A 17,426-nucleotide genomic window follows, 5' to 3' on the forward strand; every position below is an offset into this window, starting at 1 on the left:
TTTTAATAGTAAAGTACCTATCTTTGAAATCTTAGAATCAAAAATAATACCATAGTATTTGATGGAAAACTATTGGTATACATTTTTCGCAAATATTTATATGAGATATTTATTATATTTCCTTTTTTTTCCGGTTTTAGCTTTTGGTCAGTCATCGCTTGATGAAGCTCAAACGCTCATTTCAAAAAAGAATTTTAAGAAAGCTGAACAATTATTGTCAGCATATGTACAAACCAATCAAAACGATTTGGAAGGCATCGAATTGTATGGCGATATTTATGGTCACCAAAAAAAGTGGGATGATGCCATTATTCAGTATGAAAAATTAGTAGAACGTCAACCTAATAATGCCAATTACCATTACAAATATGGCGGTGCATTAGGAATGAAAGCACTTAGTGTTAGTAAATTCAAAGCACTAGGAATTATAGGAGATGTTAAAGATGCATTTTTAAAAGCTGCAGAACTCGATTCCAAACATATTGATACACGTTGGGCTTTAGTAGAACTCTACATGCAGTTACCAGGGATTATTGGTGGAAGCAAGCGAAAATCTTTTAAATATGCTAATGAATTGGAAGCCTTATCAAAAGTAGATGGCTATTTGGCAAAAGGGTATATCTACGAATATGATGACGAACCAGAATTGGCCGAAAAATTTTATAAAATGGCTATCAATTTTGGTGGTTCATTAACCTGTTATAATAAGCTTACAAGTTTGTATGAAAAAGAGAAGCAGCCAGAAAAAGCGATCTCTAATTTGGAAGCTTCAGGTGAAAAACATCAGCGTAATGCGATGAATTACCAAATTGGTAAAGTCTGTGCAGAGTATAATGTTCAGTTAAATAAAGGCGAGAAATGTTTGCTGACTTATATTGATAATTATTCAGCAAAAGATGGTGTTCCAAAAGCTTGGGCCTATTATCGATTGGCTCAGATTTATAAAAACAAGAAGCATAAAATTAATGCTCTAAAATGGATTGATAAGTCTATTGTAGGCTTGCCAGAGATTAAGGTGTTTAAAGATGAAAAGCGACAAATAGAAAAGCTTTAGATTCTTTAATCGTTGCTACTTTCCGAATGACAAAAAACTGCTATATTTGAATTCTACAAAACTCATCCTATGAACGTACATTTTATAGCTATTGGTGGAAGTGCGATGCACAACCTTGCTTTGGCATTACACAATAAAGGATATAAGGTCACAGGGAGTGATGATACTATTTTTGAACCTTCAAAATCAAGATTGGATGCCAAAGGTTTATTGCCTTCGGAGTTTGGGTGGTTTCCCGAAAAAATCACATCAGATTTAGACGGTATTGTACTTGGTATGCATGCCAAATCTGATAATCCTGAGTTACTGAAAGCACAAGAATTGAATCTTAAAATCTATAGTTATCCTGAATTTCTGTACGAACAATCTAAGCATAAAACACGTGTTGTTATTGGAGGAAGTCATGGTAAAACCACAATTACATCAATGATTTTACATGTGATGCATTACCATGATAGAGATGTCGATTATATGGTTGGTGCACAGTTAGAAGGTTTTGATGTGATGGTGAAACTCACGGAAGACAATGACTTTATCGTACTTGAAGGCGATGAGTATTTGAGTTCCCCAATTGACAGGCGACCAAAGTTTCATTTGTACAAACCCAATATTGCCTTATTGAGTGGTATTGCTTGGGATCACATTAATGTGTTTCCAACTTACGAAAATTATTTTGAGCAGTTTTCCATATTTGTAGATAGCATCGTTAATGGCGGAAGTATCAATTATAATGAGGAAGATCCGGAAGTTAAACGCGTCGTTGAAGCTAGCGAGAATACCATTCGTAAGCTGGCATACAAAACACCTGATTATCGTGTAGAAAACGGACAAACTTTACTCGCTACACCTGAAGGTGATTTGCCTATTGAAGTCTTCGGAAAACATAATCTCAATAATCTGTCTGGTGCCAAATGGATTTGTCAACACATGGGAATTGATGAAGATGATTTCTATGAAGCTATTTCTACATTTAAAGGTGCTAGTAAGCGTTTAGAAAAAATTGCTGAAAGCTCTAAAGGTGTTGCCTATAAAGATTTTGCGCATTCACCAAGTAAAGTAGAAGCAACTACTAATGCTGTAAAAGAGCAATATGCAGATAGAACCTTGCTGGCTTGTTTGGAATTACATACCTATAGTAGTTTAAATGCTGAGTTTTTAAAGGAATATAAAGGCGCTTTAGATGCTGCTGATGTAGCCGTAGTTTTTTACTCACCACATGCTGTAGAAATCAAAAAACTGGAAGAAGTGACTCACGAACAAATCGCTAATGCATTTGAGCGTGACGATTTAATTATCTATACCAATCCAGATGACTTTAAATCTTTTCTCTTTTCTCAAGACTTTAATAATAAAGCCTTGTTGTTAATGAGTTCTGGGGATTATGGCGGACTCGATTTTGATGAGGTAACGAAATTGTTTTAAGCGTTTATTATTTCCTATTAATGAATGCCGTTGATTGATGCCAATATTGTAAAAGACACTATTAATGTGTTTACAATGAATATGCCAATAATTGCTGTTAAATTTGTTACTGTGTCTTGCGTTCCTGTTAGTTTTGAAATTGTTTTCATCTTATTTATTTTAGTATTATTAAAATAGCCTTTGTTGTTTTAATTTTGTTTCTAGTGAATGCCGTTGATTGATGCCAATATTGTAAAAGACACTATTAAGGCGTTTACAATGAATAAGCCAATAACTGCTGTTAAATTTGTTGTTGTGTCTTGTGTTCCTGTTAATTTTGAAATTGTTTTCATTTTATTTTGGTTTTAAATTTTACTATTATTAAATGTATTAAGCTTACTCGCTTAGTGTAAATGTAATAGGTATATAAAGTCTACGAAAGATGTGTTTATCTAATGGTTGTTGTGTTTAGCCTAAGGTTCCCTTTTTGAGCAAAGGGTTGATTTACCGGTTGCGAAACTAGAGATTACTGATGTAAGACAGGTTTTTAATTAAGAGAATAGAGAAGTATAAATAAGTTGGTAGTATTAGTTTGTCGCCTTGTAAGACTGAAACCAATCCATAAAGGCTTTCTTTTTTCTTCTTGAAATAGGAATAGTGATTGTCTCAGTGAGGTGTACAAAGTTGCCATTTGTGTAAGATGAAATGTGCTCTGCATTTAGGATATGGGACTTATGACATCGATAAAACCCCTTAGAATCAAGTAATTCTTCAAGTTCAACAAGGGTTTTAGTAACTAACTCCTTTTTGCCGTTTTTTAGATGGATGTAACTGTAGTTTCTATCGCCTTCAATATGAATAATTTCATTTAAAACTAATCTTAAATCGCCGTCTTGGGTTTTTAAAATGAGCATATGGTTTGAAATATTTTTGTTGGCAATATTTTTCAATGCTAATGATAGGTTTTCTTTTTGTGGAATTGAATTAGCATATGCTTTAAAACGTTTTATAGCTTTTTTTAGTTCGCCTAAATCAATGGGTTTTAATAAGTAATCTAAAGCATTAAAGCGAATAGCTTTTATGGCATAATGACTATAAGACGTTATAAATATGGTTTGGAAATTAATTTCAGACAATTGAGATAACATTTCGAATCCAGTCATATCGGCCATTTCAACATCGAGAAAAACAAGTTCAGGGTTATAATTAGCAATTTTTTCCAAACCTTCCTTTCCGCTACTAGCAGTAGATAGAACTTCTATATCTGGAAAATATTGATCTAGCTTGTCTTGTAGTAGCTCTCTTATAAAAGGATCATCATCAATAATTAAGCACCTAATTTTATAAAAACTCATAATTATGATTTTAGCTCATTAAAAATCGGTACAATCAATTCTTCAAGTTTATAAGGTTTTGGGATATAATTATCCATTCCAGCAGTATAACAACTATCAATTTCTGTTTTTAATAAACTTGCTGTCATGGCAATAATTGGAATTTTAGTTGTTCTTCCTTCAGCTTTTTCTATGGCTCTAATGCTTTTGGTAGCTTCAAAGCCATTCATTTCAGGCATTTGTACATCCATGAGGATGAGATCAAAGTTATCGCTTTTAAATTTATCAATTGCTAACGCACCATTTTCTACAGTATCTATAGTAACATCTTCAATATAATATGATAAATCATCTTGTGCTATCATTTGATTAAATGGATTGTCTTCAGCAATAAGAATACGAATGCCTTTAAGAGATTTGGCCATTGTTTTTAGCCTCTCTTCTGAAATAAAATTTTGACTAATAGAATCTATTTCAGGAATAGTTAAAGGTAATTCAAAATAGAAGCTACTTCCTTTTCCTTCAGCGCTTTCTACCCAAATTTTACCGTCTTGTAATTCTACTAATTGTTTAGAAATACTAAGCCCAAGCCCAGTACCTCCATAATAACGAGTTGTAGATTCTTTTGCTTGTTCGAAAGCACCAAAAATTGCTTGTTGTTTATCTTTTGGAATACCGATCCCAGTATCTTTTATTTGAAAATGAAGATTGTTGTTGTTTAAAGTTAGTAAGATGTCTACGTTACCTTTTTCAGTAAATTTTATGGCATTTCCGATTAGGTTGATTAAAATTTGATTTAATCGCGTAGGATCTCCATTAACTAAAGTTGGTACATCCTTAGATATGTTATATGATAAGATTAAACCTTTTTCTTCTGCTTTAAATTTCAGAATTTGAATCACATTCTCTATTACAGATTCTAGATGCATTGAGATGTTCTCAATTTCGAGTTTACCAGCTTCTATTTTCGACAAATCAAGAACATCATTTAATATAACGACTAGATTGTCAGAACTCGTTCTCATAGCTTTAAGAAAAACATCTTGCGATTTAGGATGTTTATTACGTTCTAAAATTTTTGTCATCCCTGAAATAGCATGCATTGGTGTTCTGATTTCATGGCTCATATTCGCCAGAAACTCTTGCTTGTATTTTTCAGATTGTTCTACTTTTTTCTTTTGTGCTTCAATGATGACTTTCTGTTTACGAGTTAATTTAAGTCTGCTGAATATAACAAGAGCCAATATGGAGATTAATAATAACCCAATACCAATGGCCCAAGAAATACGCTGCTGTGCATTAGTCTTAGCTTCTTGCAGCGCAAATTCTTTTTCATTTTTAAGATCATCAATTGCTTTTTGTTTGTCGTAGTCTGATTCAACTTTTTGTTGAATAACTGCTTTTACGTTTTCTAAATTTAATATAGAATCACGAATTCTAATCGTGCTTTGAAACATGTCTAACGCTTGACGGTGTTGTCCTAATTTATTATGGATTTCATACAAATAATAGTATACCTGACCTTTCATTTCCAATATCTGTTCTTTTTTTGCAAGTACGAGTGCTTTCTTAAAATAAGGAAGCGCTTTAGAATATTGTTTTGTATTAAAATAGGCTTGTCCTGCACTTATTAAATATGCTGCAGTGACTGTATTACTTTCAAGTGCTTCACTTTGCTTAATACTTTCCTTGAAATTGTCTTCTGCTTTGGCATCATCACCTTTTACAAGGGCTTGTTCACCAGCTTTTGAAAGTGTTAATGGTGAATCTGGTGCTAAATCCAGTTTTTCAAGGTCATTCGTGCTAATTAGGCTGTCTTTTGTAGTGTCTTCTATAAGACCAAAACCTTTATAAAGACTAGTAATATGATTTTTCATCATGGTAACGACCATGCGATCTCTTGGACTGTCATCTTCTTTTAGTAACTCTTCTCTAATGGCTAAAGCTTTATTTAAATACTCCAAACTGCGTTCATCTTTTTGGGAGACATACAAAAAACCTATTTTATCTAAGGCGTGCGCTTGAAGTCTTTTTTTACCAAGGTCTTCAAATATTTGAGATGCGCGTTCAAAAAGAGGGATTGCTTTTGCAGCATTACCTAGTTTGAAATAGTTAATTCCAATATTATAGGAACTTGTAGCAATATTATATTGGTCATCTACCTCTTCTGAAATTTTAATTGCGCTGTAGAAGAGTTCAATAGATTCATTAGTCTTTTGCTTAGCCATGAAATAGTTCCCTTGGTTCCCCAAAGATCTTCCCATATATTTTTTGAGATTATGAGATTCGGCTAATTTATATTGTAATTGGGCATGATAATATGCTGTGTCTAAGTTGACAGGTTTGTACATGCCTTGCGCGTCTTTAGATATATCTCCTATAGCTTCTAGTCGATCTAAAACAGGATTGTTCTCATCACTCCAAACCGTCCAAAGTGAGTCTTTATTGACTTGTGCATGGATAGAAAAGGAAAGAGAGAAAAAGGCAATGAGAAAAAATAGATGCTTTGTTTTCATGAGGGTTGGTTGTTAGAAATTTTCCTTGAGTGTTAAACTTACATCGTTAAGCGCTAGGTTTAGTTTTGTTATGACTGTTTGTACTAGTGTGTTTAAATCTTCTAAGGACATTGTTTCATAATCTAGCTCTAATCTGCGAATGGGTTTAACAAGCTCAATAAGACCAAAAAACTGTATTTGCGGACTCATTTGATGTAATAATTGTCGTACTTGTTTTCTGTCTTCAGCTTTTAAGTTTTCTTTTAAACTTTCAATACGCTGAGGAATTAACTCTTGAAATTGTAATAAGTATTTATGAATTATTTTATCATCTCCTCTAGAGATATTTATTAAATCCTGTGGATTTATAATTTTAGTATTCCAATGCATATAAAATGTGCTAAAAAAATAGTGTATCAATTATATATTCCGAAGATACACTTAATTAATTATTAAATATAGAGGTGTTATTCTTCTGGGAAATTAAAAATAGTTACTGTTTGATTAATGGGCTATCGTTGTGTGCTTCTTCAATTTGTTTTAATAAAATAAGTGCAGTACCAAGGTTTAATTCGATACTACACTCAAAGATTAATTAATAGCAAATATCTAATGATTTAATCGTTCACTTTTATTTTATCTTTAGATGACTCTACATCGTTAAAACCAAACATAGACCATGGATTATTAGCACCTCCACTAGAATCTTGATTGCAATTATTTGATATGAAAGGACTATATTGATCAGATGGTGCGTTGTTTCCTTGTCCATTATCTTTGACGGCAAAGTATACATAGGTTCCAAGCTCATAAGGATCACATGGTGGTGCTGGGAATCCAGGAGGTGGAGGAGGGAACATGACAGTGTTTTCAATAACCTCACTAATTTGACCTCCATATACTACTTCATTATCACCTATTGAAACGACACTTATTGTTTCAAGTACGACATTTGCTGTACCAAAAGGGCCAAAAGTAAGTTCAATTGTGGAGCTGCCATGTGCGCCTCCATTATTTTGAGTTCCCGAAAAAGAAATTTGTCCTCCACCGAAACCACCAAAATCTCCATGAGCATGTAGGCTATTGCTGTTATTTCTGGCGTTTGAAATTGTTGTTTTGTCTACGAAATCTGAAGTAATTATAGCTTCCCATTCCAATGTCTCATTAGATTGCTTAAATAAATATGTAGGTTCTGTTTTTTGTTCTACAATTTGTTCGTTCACATCTTCTTTACTACACGATGTAAGTATGATACATGCAAAAGTGATTAATAGCATTAAATTTTTCATGATAATAATATTTAATTTGATTAAAGCTGTATTGCTTGGTGTAAATGTATCTTGATTAATAGGTGTTTAATGTATCTGTTTATCCAATGGTCGTTTGGTTTATCTGTTGGTATGACTTCTGGATTAACGGTCAATCTAACGGTTAGGAGATTTGTGTTTTATAACGTTTATGGGCATATTTGTAATTATTATTACGATTTGAGCTTTTTTATTTTGCTGACCTAGCAAGTGCCATTAACCCTAATAGTGGACCAACAGCTAAAATCATATAGATATAATTTGAATCGGTTAGTTCGCTCATCCATGTCAATAATAGAATACTAACAATAGTTATAGAAAACCCTATGCAATTCACAATGGTTAGAGCCGTGCCTTTTAGTTCTGGTGAAGCATTTTGAGCAACTAATGTCGAGAATAAAGGCGAATCGGCAATCACTACAATTCCCCAAAAGACGAGAAATCCAATAAAGATGATTTCAGAATTCACAGTAAATAAAAGTGGAGATACTAAACAGCAAATACCTGATAATAATAATGCTATAAAAGCGGTTCGTTTTGTTCCAAGACGCTGTGAAATATACCCTCCAATGGCGCATCCTAATCCTCCAATTCCAATAATAGTAAAGGATAATAGTGCTATGTTAAACTCTGTTTGAGGGTTTAAATAGTCATATGTTTTGAGCATCACAGGAACAAATGCCCAAAAGGTATATAGTTCCCACATGTGTCCAAAATATCCAAAAGCAGCAGCACGAAAATCACGATTTTTAAAGACTTTAGAAAAGGCAGAAAGATTGAGTCCTTTTGCAGAGACTCTATGCGGACCGTTTGGAACAAAAGTCAACATTAATATACCACCCAAAGCTGCAATTGCTGAGGTGGATAGCAAAACCAATTCCCACATTGAAGCATCTATTATTCCTTTTAATAAATGAGGAAAAGCCGTGCCAAGTACTAGGGCACCAACCAAAAAACTTAATGATTTGCCGAGCCCTTTTTCAAAATAATCTGCAGCTATTTTCATTCCAACAGGATAGATTCCAGCTAGAAAAAAACCAGTTAAAAAGCGAAAGAGGAGAAGACTTGTCAAATTGTTGCTTTCCCATACAGTAATCGCGTTAAAAAACGCTCCAATTAGTGCACTTATAAAAAACACTTTTGATGGCGAAAAACGATCAGAAATAGTCAATATGGCAAAAACTAATGTGCCTATTATAAAGCCAAATTGGATAGCAGAAGTTAAATGACCAATTGCATTTTCGTTTAGGTTAAACGTTGTAACAAGGTCACTCATTATTGCATTACTTGCAAACCATAGTGAGGTACAGCAAAACTGAGATATGACAATTATAAGGAGAATAGTTTTTTTTGAAACCATGTGTTCGATTATTCTATTCAATGACTTGAAACCTCAAAACCGTCTTTAGTTTTTCGGGAGCTACTTTTCTAAAATCGGTGAGATAGATTTCTCGATGTTTTTTCGATAGTCTTGAGAGCTTAATACTATCCGCAAAATCTTCCATAAGCTTAAAGCTTGTAGGTTCGTCATCATAACTGCCAATATGCATCATTTGTATACATTTTTCATCGGAAATCGTCTCAAAATTAAGATGGTCTAAAAGCGGATTAGGTTTTTTGTTTTTGGTGAGATCTATCATGTCGTTGAAAAAGTCATCCTCGACAAAATCAGGTTGCCTAATCATTAGCGTGTATACAAAGTCATTTTTATTGATTTGACCAGTAAATGTTTTCTTAGCTGCTTCATTGATATCCCAAATACCTTCCAATGGATACACTGTATAATCCATATAACCTTTGGGCTGAATGGCTAATTTTTTTAGGCTCATTTTTATAGCATAAGATACGCTATATAAAGCTTCAATAGCTGTTTTAAAGTGATCGGTATTTGGATTCCCTTCGCCTTTAATGGTGATAAATTTATAGGCAGGAATGTCTACAACTTCTGGTTTTACCTTAGGTAAATAGACATTCCTTTCTGCTTTACGCCATTCGTGTTTCATGACATTAATTAATCGTAAAATCAATTTGCTTGACCTCAGAGTCACCTTCTGTAATCACAAATGTTCCAATTGAAGCTGCAGTATTATTGATGTATATCGTTAAAATGACAGTGTAATCTGTCCAACTTGAACCATCAGGTGTAACATTATAAGTGCCATTTTCAAGATAAGTTAATTGTAGAAAAGTTCCTAATTCTACTTCAGTTTGTGAAAAGGTCTTATTAAAAGGTAGACTTTCAACTTCTTCAGTTTCTGTTTCATCATCAATTGTTGTTGTAATAATAGCTTCAGAGCTTCTTGTAGCTACGACTTCAAATCGGATATTTGCTGTAATAGGACCATCAATAGCACCTGAATCACTATCATCTGGTGTACACGAATACGTAACGCTTAAAACCAAAATAGCGAGTAAAAGAAGTTTTTTCATTGTATTTAATATTTGTTATTTTTTATATAAACGAAATTCGGTTATTTATATGATATAGTCAAATTTAATCCAAGGCTATTCACTCTTAACAATTTATAAATCTGATTTTGATTTTTTATATACTGGACTTAAGTGATTAGGTGTTTTTTGAAAAAGGCCATGGTTCTTTCCCAAGATAAATCGGCGGCTTTTTTATCAAAACGCGGTGTTGTATTATTATGAAATCCGTGATTTACTTCAGGATAAATATAAACCTGATGTTCAATATTTTTGGTTTTTAATATGGCTTCAAAAGCAGGCCACCCAGCATTAACTCTGGTATCTAATTCACCATATTGTAATAGTAATGGTGCTTTTATTTTTGTTGCATCTTCATCAGATGGTTGTCTCCCATAATAAGGAACAGCACAAGCTAAATCTGGTAATCGAACAGCCATCATATTAGATATCCAACCTCCAAAGCAAAATCCCACAACACCAACCTTTCCATTGCAGTCTTTGTGTGATTTTAAATAGTTAAATGCCGCAATAAAATCTTCTAACATTTCATTTCGATCTCGTTTCCGTTGCAAAGTTCTACCATCGTCATCATTCCCAGGATAACCGCCTAGGGGAGTTAACGCATCGGGAGCTAAGCTTATAAAACCTTCTTTTGCTGTTCTACGACCAACATCTTCAATATATGGATTAAGTCCTCTGTTTTCATGTACGACAATAACACCTGGTAATTTACTTTTTGCATCTTTTGGTTTAGATAATAGCCCTTTTATAGAGCCTCCCCCTTTTGGAGAATCGTAGTTTGTATACGTTGAATCTAAAGTTTGATCGTTAGGTTTCACAAGCAAGCTGTCAACATAGTTTGGTGACATAAAACTCAGTAGTGATCCTATAGTCACACCACCAACAGCATAAATTGAGAGTTTTTCTACAAATTGCCTGCGATTTAGTTTATTGTGTGCATAATCATCATATAAATTAAATACGTCTTGACTGATATCTTCTTTTTTTAATTTCTTCATGACTCAGATTTTATAGGTATAAGTTGCTGGTAATTAGAACACTTTATCAATAAACTGTTTTATGCTTTCTTGATTTACTCGAACTAATTCGGCTCTTGCGCTTTTTATGTCACTTGGTTTTTTGTCTTGAGAGAGTTTGAATTTCCCTTCCCATTGCGTAATAGAAATTTCAAACATTTTGATATAATCTAGGTTGCTATCTAATCTCGGATTGTCTGGTTCTAAAACATACTTATGGTCTGGAGCTTCCAAAAATTCAGTCATAGTAATCAATGATTGCTTTAAATCGGCTTTACTTTTTATAGCTTTTACAGTGCCTTTTAAATGGACTTTTATATAGTTCCAGGTTGGTAACTGTGTTGTATTGTAAACGGTTGGGGAAATATAACATTGCGGACCAGAAAACAGGATTGTAACGTCATTATCATACTTTAATAACTCTGCTTGTGGATTAAATTTGTCGATATGACCAATCAATTTTCCATCTTCATAAATTAAAGGTAAATGTGTAATTAAAGGCTGATTGTTTTCTACCGAAATTACGGTCGCCAGAGGATAGGTTTTAATGACTTCAATCATGTGATTGATATCGTCTTCTTGATGATGTTTTGGTGGATAGTTCAAATTGCTATGATTTATGAATTGGATTAAACACCAAACTGGCTGAAGTGATGGTCTAGATGCTTGTACTGCATTTGTCCCCATTGATCTGCTGTAAAATATCCAAATGCAGGATGAGATTTCCATTCGGCTTTATCACGATGCGAATACGCTTCATTTATAAGTGCTTCTAGTTTTGATTTTTCAGTATTAAAATCTTTGTCTTCTATAGGTTTTAAAAACTTTGCAGTGGGTAAGTTTTTTCGCCAAGGTTTGTCATTGTAAAGCGATTTCTTAAAGAACACTTTTGCAAACCAACTAGGTTTCATTCCATAATCATTTTTTTCAAGCATGATGTGAAAAGGTCCTTGACAATGCCATGCCATTTGTCCAACTTTCATTTTCCCCCAACTGGCTTGCTTGTTTTGATCGAGTTGTTCTAATCGACTCATAATCTCACTATGAGCTTGGGGTGAAAATAAAGATTTCATAATAGTATAGTATTTTTTCTATATTTTGATTTAAATTTAAGCACCAGAAAGTTACAATATAAATTTGTATAAGATGACAGAAAAACCTGTTTCGTTTTCAATAAAAAATTGGTCACAAGATGATCAACCACGAGAAAAACTTCGTGATAAAGGAAAGTCGAGTTTAAGCGATGCCGAACTCGTTGCGATTTTACTGGGTTCGGGAAATAGAGACGAAAGTGCTGTGGCCTTAAGTCAGCGTATTTTAGGCAGTGTTGACCATAATCTCAATAAGCTTGGCAAACTCACATTAAAACAATTAATGGAATTTAAAGGTATTGGTGAAGCTAAGGCTATCTCCATTGCTGCTGCTATGGAGTTGGGGCGACGGCGACGAGGAGAAGAAGAGTTTAAGACAAATAAAATCACCTCTAGTACTTCGGTATACGAACTTATGCAACCCATTATTGGCGAATTACCACATGAAGAATTCTGGATCATATACCTAAATAATTCTAATAAAATCATTCAGAAAAATCAATTAAGCAAAGGCGGTATTACTGGCACATTGGTTGATGTGCGTTTAGTGCTGAAAAAAGCTTTAGAAGTTGGAGCAGTGGGTTTGATTTTGGTTCATAACCATCCGTCTGGAACATTGAAACCTAGCGAATCTGATAAACATTTGACACAAAAATTAAAGGTTGCTGCTCAAAGTTTAGATATTAAAGTTTTAGATCACCTAATTATCACAGAAAAAGCATACTTTAGTTTCGCTGATGAAAATATATTATAATTTTACTGAACACCAAAAACTAAACGCCAAACACTAAATTGCTATTAGTCTATACACATAAAATTACACCAAGAGTTCGCTATGCGTTTAAGCACTTGTGTACAAGAGTTCTTGGGATTCCTGTGTCGTTTACAACAAAAATTGAAGAGTTTATAGCACATGATAGTTTGAAAATGTCATATACTAAACAACCTTTAAGTAATGAGTTGTTTATTAAAAACCATGAGCTTTTGTTTGAGCAAGGCTTATCTGATGTTGACATCAACGTTCAAGATTGGGGAGACACCAAATGTTTCTTTACTACAGGAGAAAAAAGTGCACTACCATTCGATATTTTTGCTGCTTCTTTTTACCTGTTGAGTCGTTATGAAGAATATCTTCCACATGTTAAGGATGCGTATGGACGCTTTACAGCTAAAGAAAGTTTAGCCTATAAACATGAGTTTCTCAATCAGCCTGTTGTCGATATTTGGGCCTATAAGCTCAAATCCATTTTGGAACAAAAGTTTGATGGTTTTACATTCCCCAAACGAACTTATAACATACAACCCGTTATAGATGTGCCAATGGCTTATTACTTCAAACAAAAAGGATTAATGAGAACAATTGGCGGTGCTTGCACCGATTTGTTTAGGTTTAAATTTAGACGATTATATAATCGTTTTCTCGTTGTGTTTGGTTTTGAACGTGATCCTTATGACACCTTTAAATGGATTATAAACAAGCAGAAACAGTACGATTTTAAGTTTATCGTATTTTTCTTGATTGGTGACTATTCTACCTATGATAAGAATATTAATGTCAATAAAAAGAAGTTTGTATCGCTCATTAAATCTGTTGCAGATTATTGTAAAGTTGGACTCAAAGCGTCCTATTTTTCGTTAGATGATATTTCTATTCTGAAAAAAGAAAAGAAAAATATCGAGTTTATTACCAATTACGAACTAGAAGCCGCTAGAAATTCGTTTTCAAAAATTAATTTACCACAATCTTATCGCAATCTTATAGAACTTGAAGTGAAAAAAGATTATACAATGGGCTATCTCAATTATTTAGGTTTTAGAGCTGGAACATGCACACCGTTTTTGTTTTATGATTTAGATTATGAAATACAAACGCCATTGCTTATTAATTCGTTTCATTGTATTGATCATGCCTTGTTAAAACATCAGTCGCAACTTGATAAAGAACAGAAATTACAGCGTTTAATCAACTCTGTAAAACGTGTTAATGGAACCTTTACTCCAGTATTTCACAATTATACCTTTGGAATCGATGAAAGATGGAAAGGGTTTAGAAAATTATTCTCACAAGTATTAGAATCAGCAGACGAAACATCAAAACCTAAAGTTTAATCACTAAGCGTATACTTATTATGATGTTCCCTTTGTCTGAAGAAAACAAATCAAAATGCAAATGAAAATTAAAGGAGTGAAACATATATTTTTCGATTTAGACCATACACTTTGGGATTTTGATAAAAACTCAGCATTGGCATTTGAGAAAATCTTTAGTATGCATCAACTTAATGTTAATTCGCAAGAATTTCTTGAGGTTTATGAACCTATCAATTTTAATTATTGGAAACTCTATCGAGAGGATAGGATTGATAAATCGAGTTTAAGATATCAACGTTTGAAAGATACCTTTGATGCTGTTGGTTTTGGAGTTTCAGATGAGATTATCAATCTGTTATCCGAAGACTATATTACCCATCTCACGACATTTAATCACCTTTTTGATGGTACTATTGAACTACTAGAGCATTTAATAACCGATTATCAGTTGCATATCATTACCAATGGTTTTGAGGAAGCGCAACAACGTAAAATGGATAATGCTAATATCTCACATTATTTTGAAACAGTAACCAATTCTGAAGCAGCAGGTGTGAAGAAGCCAAATCCTATAATTTTTAATCATGCTTTAGATGTTGCTAATGCAAAACCTGAAGAGAGTATGATGATTGGTGATAACTTCGAAGCTGATATTATGGGAGCAATGGATGTTGGTATAGATGTGATTTTATTTAATTATCACGACTATAATGCAGATGCTTCTATTAAGCAGGTTAAGCGATTACTAGATATAAAAAAGTATTTGTGATATACTTTTTGTTAGTGATAAGCCATTTAATGATAAGTTAGAACGTTATGAAAAGATTCAAGTTTTTACCAGTATCAAAGTGTGCTTTGGTTTAGGAGTTTTTATGCATATTGAAAGCTTTAATATGTATCTTGTGGGAAATAATTTGTTCGAATTGCAAAATATTTCTAAAGCGCAAAGTGTATCTTTACAATTCGGAATAAACCTAATTTTTGATTCAGATGACTAGATTACTCTTTTTAATAGCTTTTTCGTTCATTTTTCAATGGAATACTTTTTCTCAAGAGAAAATAAATAACTATAAATACATTGTCGTTCCTAATCAATACGATTTTCAAAAAACTCAAGATCAGTACCAATTGAATTCATTGACAAAATTTTTATTCAACAAATATGGGTATACAGCATATTTGGAAAATGATGATTTTCCAAATGATTTAGGTGCCAATAACTGCTTAGCACTAAAAGCAATCACTCGTGTGATAAAAGGTGGTTTTTTAGTGAGCAAAATCCAAATTGATTTAGTGGATTGTAAGAATAGAGTTGTAGCATCATCACAAGTAGGTAAATCCAAGGAGAAAAATCGTAAAAAAGCATATCAAGAAACTGTTAGAGCCGCATTTATTACTTATCAGTTTTTTGATTATAAGTATAATGGAAATGCTATTAAAACTGAAGAGAATACTGTTGTAGAAATTCCCGAAGTAAAGGAAGCAAAAGAAGAAGAAGAAGAAGAAGAAGAGAAAGTAATTGAAACAATTAATTCTTCCGAAGAAAAGGTAGAGGAATCAGTTAAGCAAGAATTAGTGGGAATAGTTGAAGCTAAAGCCGAAATTGTAACAAGTGCAGCGGATAACAAATATTTATTATACGCTCAGCCTATAGATAATGGATTTCAAATTGTAGATACCGAACCTAAAAAAGTAATGATTCTATTAGATTCTGGTACACCTAATATGTTTATTGTTAAAGGCAAAGATGCTGTTGTGTACAAAAAAGATGGTTCTTGGATTTATGCCGAAAATAGTGGAAAAAATCTAAAATTGTCAGTCTTAAACCTAAAATTTTAATAACCATATTTGTCTTTCCATCGCGATTTTAAAAACTCTCGCTGTGCATTTTCTCTAGCATTATTTCCTGGTTCATAAAGCTTGGTGTTCTTTATCTCTTCTGGTAAGAATTCAAGAGCTACAAAATTGTTTTCATACTTATGCGCATATTGGTAATTATCACCATAACCTAGTTCTTTCATCAATTTTGTGGGTGCATTTCTAACCGATAATGGCACCGATAAATCACCAGTTTCCTTTACCAATTGCTGAGCTTTACCAATAGCTTCATAGGATGCATTACTTTTAGGAGACGTTGCCAAATAGGTTGTGCACTGACTCAAAATAATTCGGGATTCTGGATGCCCAATAACTGAAACCGCTTGAAATGCATTATTTGCAATAACTAAGGCGGTTGGATTTGCGTTGCCAATGTCTTCACTTGCTAGAATCAGCAAACGTCTTGCAATAAACTTAACATCTTCACCACCTTCAATCATTCGAGCTAACCAATAGACTGCTGCATTAGGATCGCTACCTCTAATAGATTTTATATAGGCTGAAATAATATCGTAATGCTGTTCTCCAGTTTTGTCGTATCGAACTGTGTTATTCTGAACTTTTTCTGAAACAGTCTCATTGGTAATTATAATGGCTTCATCATTAACAAACGATGTAACGATAAGTTCAAATATGTTGAGTAGTTTACGAGCATCACCACCTGATAATCGGATAAGGGCTTCGGTTTCTTTTAATGTGATGTTGCGCTTTGATATGATATCATCTTCTGTAATAGCGCGTTTTAGAAGCGCCTCTAAGTCCTTTTTATCGAATGAATTAAGAACATAAACCTGACAACGTGATAGGAGTGCAGGAATGACCTCAAAACTAGGGTTTTCTGTAGTGGCACCAATTAGGGTGACCCAGCCTTTTTCTACGGCTTGTAATAATGAATCTTGTTGTGATTTACTAAATCGGTGAATCTCATCAATAAAGAGTATTGGGTTTTTTGTCGTAAATAAACCGCCACTTTGTTTCGCTTTATCAATAACCTCTCTAATGTCTTTAACACCTGAATTTATAGCACTCAAGGTATAAAAAGGACGCTTAGATTCATTAGCCACAATATTGGCAAGTGTGGTTTTTCCTGTTCCTGGAGGTCCCCAAAAAATCATAGATGCGATCACACCTTGTTGTAATTGTTGTGTCAAAACGCCAGTTTTTCCAACTAAATGCGACTGACTTAAATAATCGTCAAGTTTTTGCGGACGTAATCGCTCTGCTAAAGGTTCGTTCATACGGTAAAATTACAAAAAACGAAGGTGACAATATTTCATAGTTTTCATAAATGGAAAGCATTTTGATAAT

At 33.4% G+C, this 17,426-nt stretch carries 19 protein-coding genes; 6 read left to right on the top strand and 13 right to left on the bottom strand.

From position 1 onward, the window contains the following. Nucleotides 1–100 precede the first annotated feature (100 nt). Together V7719_RS08565 and V7719_RS08570 are read left to right on the top strand one after the other, a co-directional pair. Nucleotides 101–1,054 (top strand): tetratricopeptide repeat protein, encoded by a 954-nt coding sequence (locus tag V7719_RS08565; protein WP_335729474.1) that lies wholly within the window; start codon nt 101–103, stop codon nt 1,052–1,054. A gap of 69 nt (nt 1,055–1,123) precedes the next feature. After that, nucleotides 1,124–2,476, top strand: a complete 1,353-nt coding sequence (locus tag V7719_RS08570) for a UDP-N-acetylmuramate--L-alanine ligase (RefSeq protein WP_335729475.1) — start codon at nt 1,124–1,126, stop codon at nt 2,474–2,476. Between the two features lie 17 nt (nt 2,477–2,493). On the opposite strand, the gene V7719_RS08575 is transcribed toward V7719_RS08570, so the two are convergent. The 12 genes from V7719_RS08575 to V7719_RS08630 all read right to left on the bottom strand — a co-directional run bounded on the left by V7719_RS08575 (nt 2,494) and on the right by V7719_RS08630 (nt 12,131). Next, a complete protein-coding gene (locus V7719_RS08575) occupies nt 2,494–2,625 on the bottom strand; it encodes a hypothetical protein (RefSeq protein WP_335729476.1) in 132 nt (43 codons plus the stop codon). A 51-nt stretch (nt 2,626–2,676) separates the two neighbouring features. Beyond that, nucleotides 2,677–2,808: a hypothetical protein gene (locus V7719_RS08580; protein WP_335729477.1), complete on the bottom strand. Its 132-nt coding sequence runs from the start codon at nt 2,806–2,808 to the stop codon at nt 2,677–2,679. Nucleotides 2,809–3,042: 234 nt separating this feature from the next. After that, nucleotides 3,043–3,810 (bottom strand): LytR/AlgR family response regulator transcription factor, encoded by a 768-nt coding sequence (locus V7719_RS08585; RefSeq protein WP_335729478.1) that lies wholly within the window; start codon nt 3,808–3,810, stop codon nt 3,043–3,045. Between the two features lie 2 nt (nt 3,811–3,812). Continuing rightward, complete coding sequence (locus tag V7719_RS08590; RefSeq protein ID WP_335729479.1) at nt 3,813–6,305, bottom strand: tetratricopeptide repeat-containing hybrid sensor histidine kinase/response regulator; 2,493 nt, start codon at nt 6,303–6,305, stop codon at nt 3,813–3,815. Between the two features lie 12 nt (nt 6,306–6,317). Further along, nucleotides 6,318–6,674, bottom strand: a complete 357-nt coding sequence (locus V7719_RS08595) for an Hpt domain-containing protein (protein WP_335729480.1) — start codon at nt 6,672–6,674, stop codon at nt 6,318–6,320. A 227-nt stretch (nt 6,675–6,901) separates the two neighbouring features. Then, on the bottom strand, nt 6,902–7,573 hold the full coding sequence (locus V7719_RS08600) for a hypothetical protein (RefSeq protein ID WP_335729481.1): 672 nt from the start codon (nt 7,571–7,573) through the stop codon (nt 6,902–6,904). Between the two features lie 208 nt (nt 7,574–7,781). Then, nucleotides 7,782–8,951, bottom strand: coding sequence for an MFS transporter (locus tag V7719_RS08605; RefSeq protein WP_335729482.1), 1,170 nt, complete (start codon nt 8,949–8,951; stop codon nt 7,782–7,784). Between the two features lie 13 nt (nt 8,952–8,964). Further along, nucleotides 8,965–9,594 carry a GyrI-like domain-containing protein gene (locus V7719_RS08610; RefSeq protein WP_335729483.1) on the bottom strand — a complete coding sequence of 210 codons (630 nt, stop codon included), beginning with the start codon at nt 9,592–9,594 and terminating at the stop codon, nt 8,965–8,967. 4 nt (nt 9,595–9,598) lie between these two features. Then, nucleotides 9,599–10,021: a hypothetical protein gene (locus V7719_RS08615; protein ID WP_335729484.1), complete on the bottom strand. Its 423-nt coding sequence runs from the start codon at nt 10,019–10,021 to the stop codon at nt 9,599–9,601. 128 nt (nt 10,022–10,149) lie between these two features. Continuing rightward, nucleotides 10,150–11,040 carry a dienelactone hydrolase family protein gene (locus V7719_RS08620; RefSeq protein WP_335729485.1) on the bottom strand — a complete coding sequence of 297 codons (891 nt, stop codon included), beginning with the start codon at nt 11,038–11,040 and terminating at the stop codon, nt 10,150–10,152. 33 nt (nt 11,041–11,073) lie between these two features. Next, nucleotides 11,074–11,664, bottom strand: a complete 591-nt coding sequence (locus tag V7719_RS08625) for an FMN-binding negative transcriptional regulator (protein ID WP_335729486.1) — start codon at nt 11,662–11,664, stop codon at nt 11,074–11,076. Nucleotides 11,665–11,687: 23 nt separating this feature from the next. Then, nucleotides 11,688–12,131 carry a DUF1569 domain-containing protein gene (locus V7719_RS08630; protein ID WP_335729487.1) on the bottom strand — a complete coding sequence of 148 codons (444 nt, stop codon included), beginning with the start codon at nt 12,129–12,131 and terminating at the stop codon, nt 11,688–11,690. A 73-nt stretch (nt 12,132–12,204) separates the two neighbouring features. Between V7719_RS08630 and radC the strand changes: the two genes are divergently transcribed. From radC to V7719_RS08650, 4 genes are all read left to right on the top strand, one after another. Beyond that, entirely contained in the window at nt 12,205–12,903 is a 699-nt protein-coding gene (gene radC / locus V7719_RS08635) for a RadC family protein (protein WP_335729488.1), read from the top strand. A gap of 38 nt (nt 12,904–12,941) precedes the next feature. Further along, nucleotides 12,942–14,258, top strand: a complete 1,317-nt coding sequence (locus V7719_RS08640; RefSeq protein ID WP_335729489.1) for a polysaccharide deacetylase family protein — start codon at nt 12,942–12,944, stop codon at nt 14,256–14,258. 61 nt (nt 14,259–14,319) lie between these two features. After that, entirely contained in the window at nt 14,320–15,009 is a 690-nt protein-coding gene (locus tag V7719_RS08645) for a YjjG family noncanonical pyrimidine nucleotidase (protein WP_335729490.1), read from the top strand. Nucleotides 15,010–15,230: 221 nt separating this feature from the next. After that, a complete protein-coding gene (locus tag V7719_RS08650) occupies nt 15,231–16,079 on the top strand; it encodes a hypothetical protein (RefSeq protein WP_335729491.1) in 849 nt (282 codons plus the stop codon). On the opposite strand, the gene V7719_RS08655 is transcribed toward V7719_RS08650, so the two are convergent. Beyond that, the gene (locus V7719_RS08655) at nt 16,076–17,356 is read right to left on the bottom strand and encodes a replication-associated recombination protein A (protein WP_335729492.1); all 1,281 of its coding nucleotides are present in this window, start codon (nt 17,354–17,356) and stop codon (nt 16,076–16,078) included. The two genes, V7719_RS08650 and V7719_RS08655, sit on opposite strands and share 4 nt — an antisense overlap. Nucleotides 17,357–17,426 lie beyond the last annotated feature (70 nt).

The organism is Psychroserpens sp. (assembly GCF_036960315.1).
Classification (GTDB): Bacteria; Bacteroidota; Bacteroidia; order Flavobacteriales; family Flavobacteriaceae; genus Psychroserpens.

What these genes read in the sequence shown, in the direction of transcription:
- V7719_RS08590 (WP_335729479.1), bottom strand. Translation starts at nt 6,305, where the DNA reads ATGAAAACAAAGCATCTATTTTTTCTCATTGCCTTTTTCTCTCTTTCC.
- V7719_RS08605 (WP_335729482.1), bottom strand. Translation starts at nt 8,951, where the DNA reads ATGGTTTCAAAAAAAACTATTCTCCTTATAATTGTCATATCTCAGTTT.
- V7719_RS08615 (WP_335729484.1), bottom strand. Translation starts at nt 10,021, where the DNA reads ATGAAAAAACTTCTTTTACTCGCTATTTTGGTTTTAAGCGTTACGTAT.
- V7719_RS08650 (WP_335729491.1), top strand. Translation starts at nt 15,231, where the DNA reads ATGACTAGATTACTCTTTTTAATAGCTTTTTCGTTCATTTTTCAATGG.
- V7719_RS08645 (WP_335729490.1), top strand. Translation starts at nt 14,320, where the DNA reads ATGAAAATTAAAGGAGTGAAACATATATTTTTCGATTTAGACCATACA.
- V7719_RS08570 (WP_335729475.1), top strand. Translation starts at nt 1,124, where the DNA reads ATGAACGTACATTTTATAGCTATTGGTGGAAGTGCGATGCACAACCTT.
- V7719_RS08565 (WP_335729474.1), top strand. Translation starts at nt 101, where the DNA reads ATGAGATATTTATTATATTTCCTTTTTTTTCCGGTTTTAGCTTTTGGT.
- V7719_RS08580 (WP_335729477.1), bottom strand. Translation starts at nt 2,808, where the DNA reads ATGAAAACAATTTCAAAATTAACAGGAACACAAGACACAACAACAAAT.
- V7719_RS08620 (WP_335729485.1), bottom strand. Translation starts at nt 11,040, where the DNA reads ATGAAGAAATTAAAAAAAGAAGATATCAGTCAAGACGTATTTAATTTA.
- V7719_RS08610 (WP_335729483.1), bottom strand. Translation starts at nt 9,594, where the DNA reads ATGAAACACGAATGGCGTAAAGCAGAAAGGAATGTCTATTTACCTAAG.
- V7719_RS08585 (WP_335729478.1), bottom strand. Translation starts at nt 3,810, where the DNA reads ATGAGTTTTTATAAAATTAGGTGCTTAATTATTGATGATGATCCTTTT.
- V7719_RS08630 (WP_335729487.1), bottom strand. Translation starts at nt 12,131, where the DNA reads ATGAAATCTTTATTTTCACCCCAAGCTCATAGTGAGATTATGAGTCGA.
- V7719_RS08600 (WP_335729481.1), bottom strand. Translation starts at nt 7,573, where the DNA reads ATGAAAAATTTAATGCTATTAATCACTTTTGCATGTATCATACTTACA.
- V7719_RS08595 (WP_335729480.1), bottom strand. Translation starts at nt 6,674, where the DNA reads ATGCATTGGAATACTAAAATTATAAATCCACAGGATTTAATAAATATC.
- V7719_RS08655 (WP_335729492.1), bottom strand. Translation starts at nt 17,356, where the DNA reads ATGAACGAACCTTTAGCAGAGCGATTACGTCCGCAAAAACTTGACGAT.
- V7719_RS08575 (WP_335729476.1), bottom strand. Translation starts at nt 2,625, where the DNA reads ATGAAAACAATTTCAAAACTAACAGGAACGCAAGACACAGTAACAAAT.
- radC (WP_335729488.1), top strand. Translation starts at nt 12,205, where the DNA reads ATGACAGAAAAACCTGTTTCGTTTTCAATAAAAAATTGGTCACAAGAT.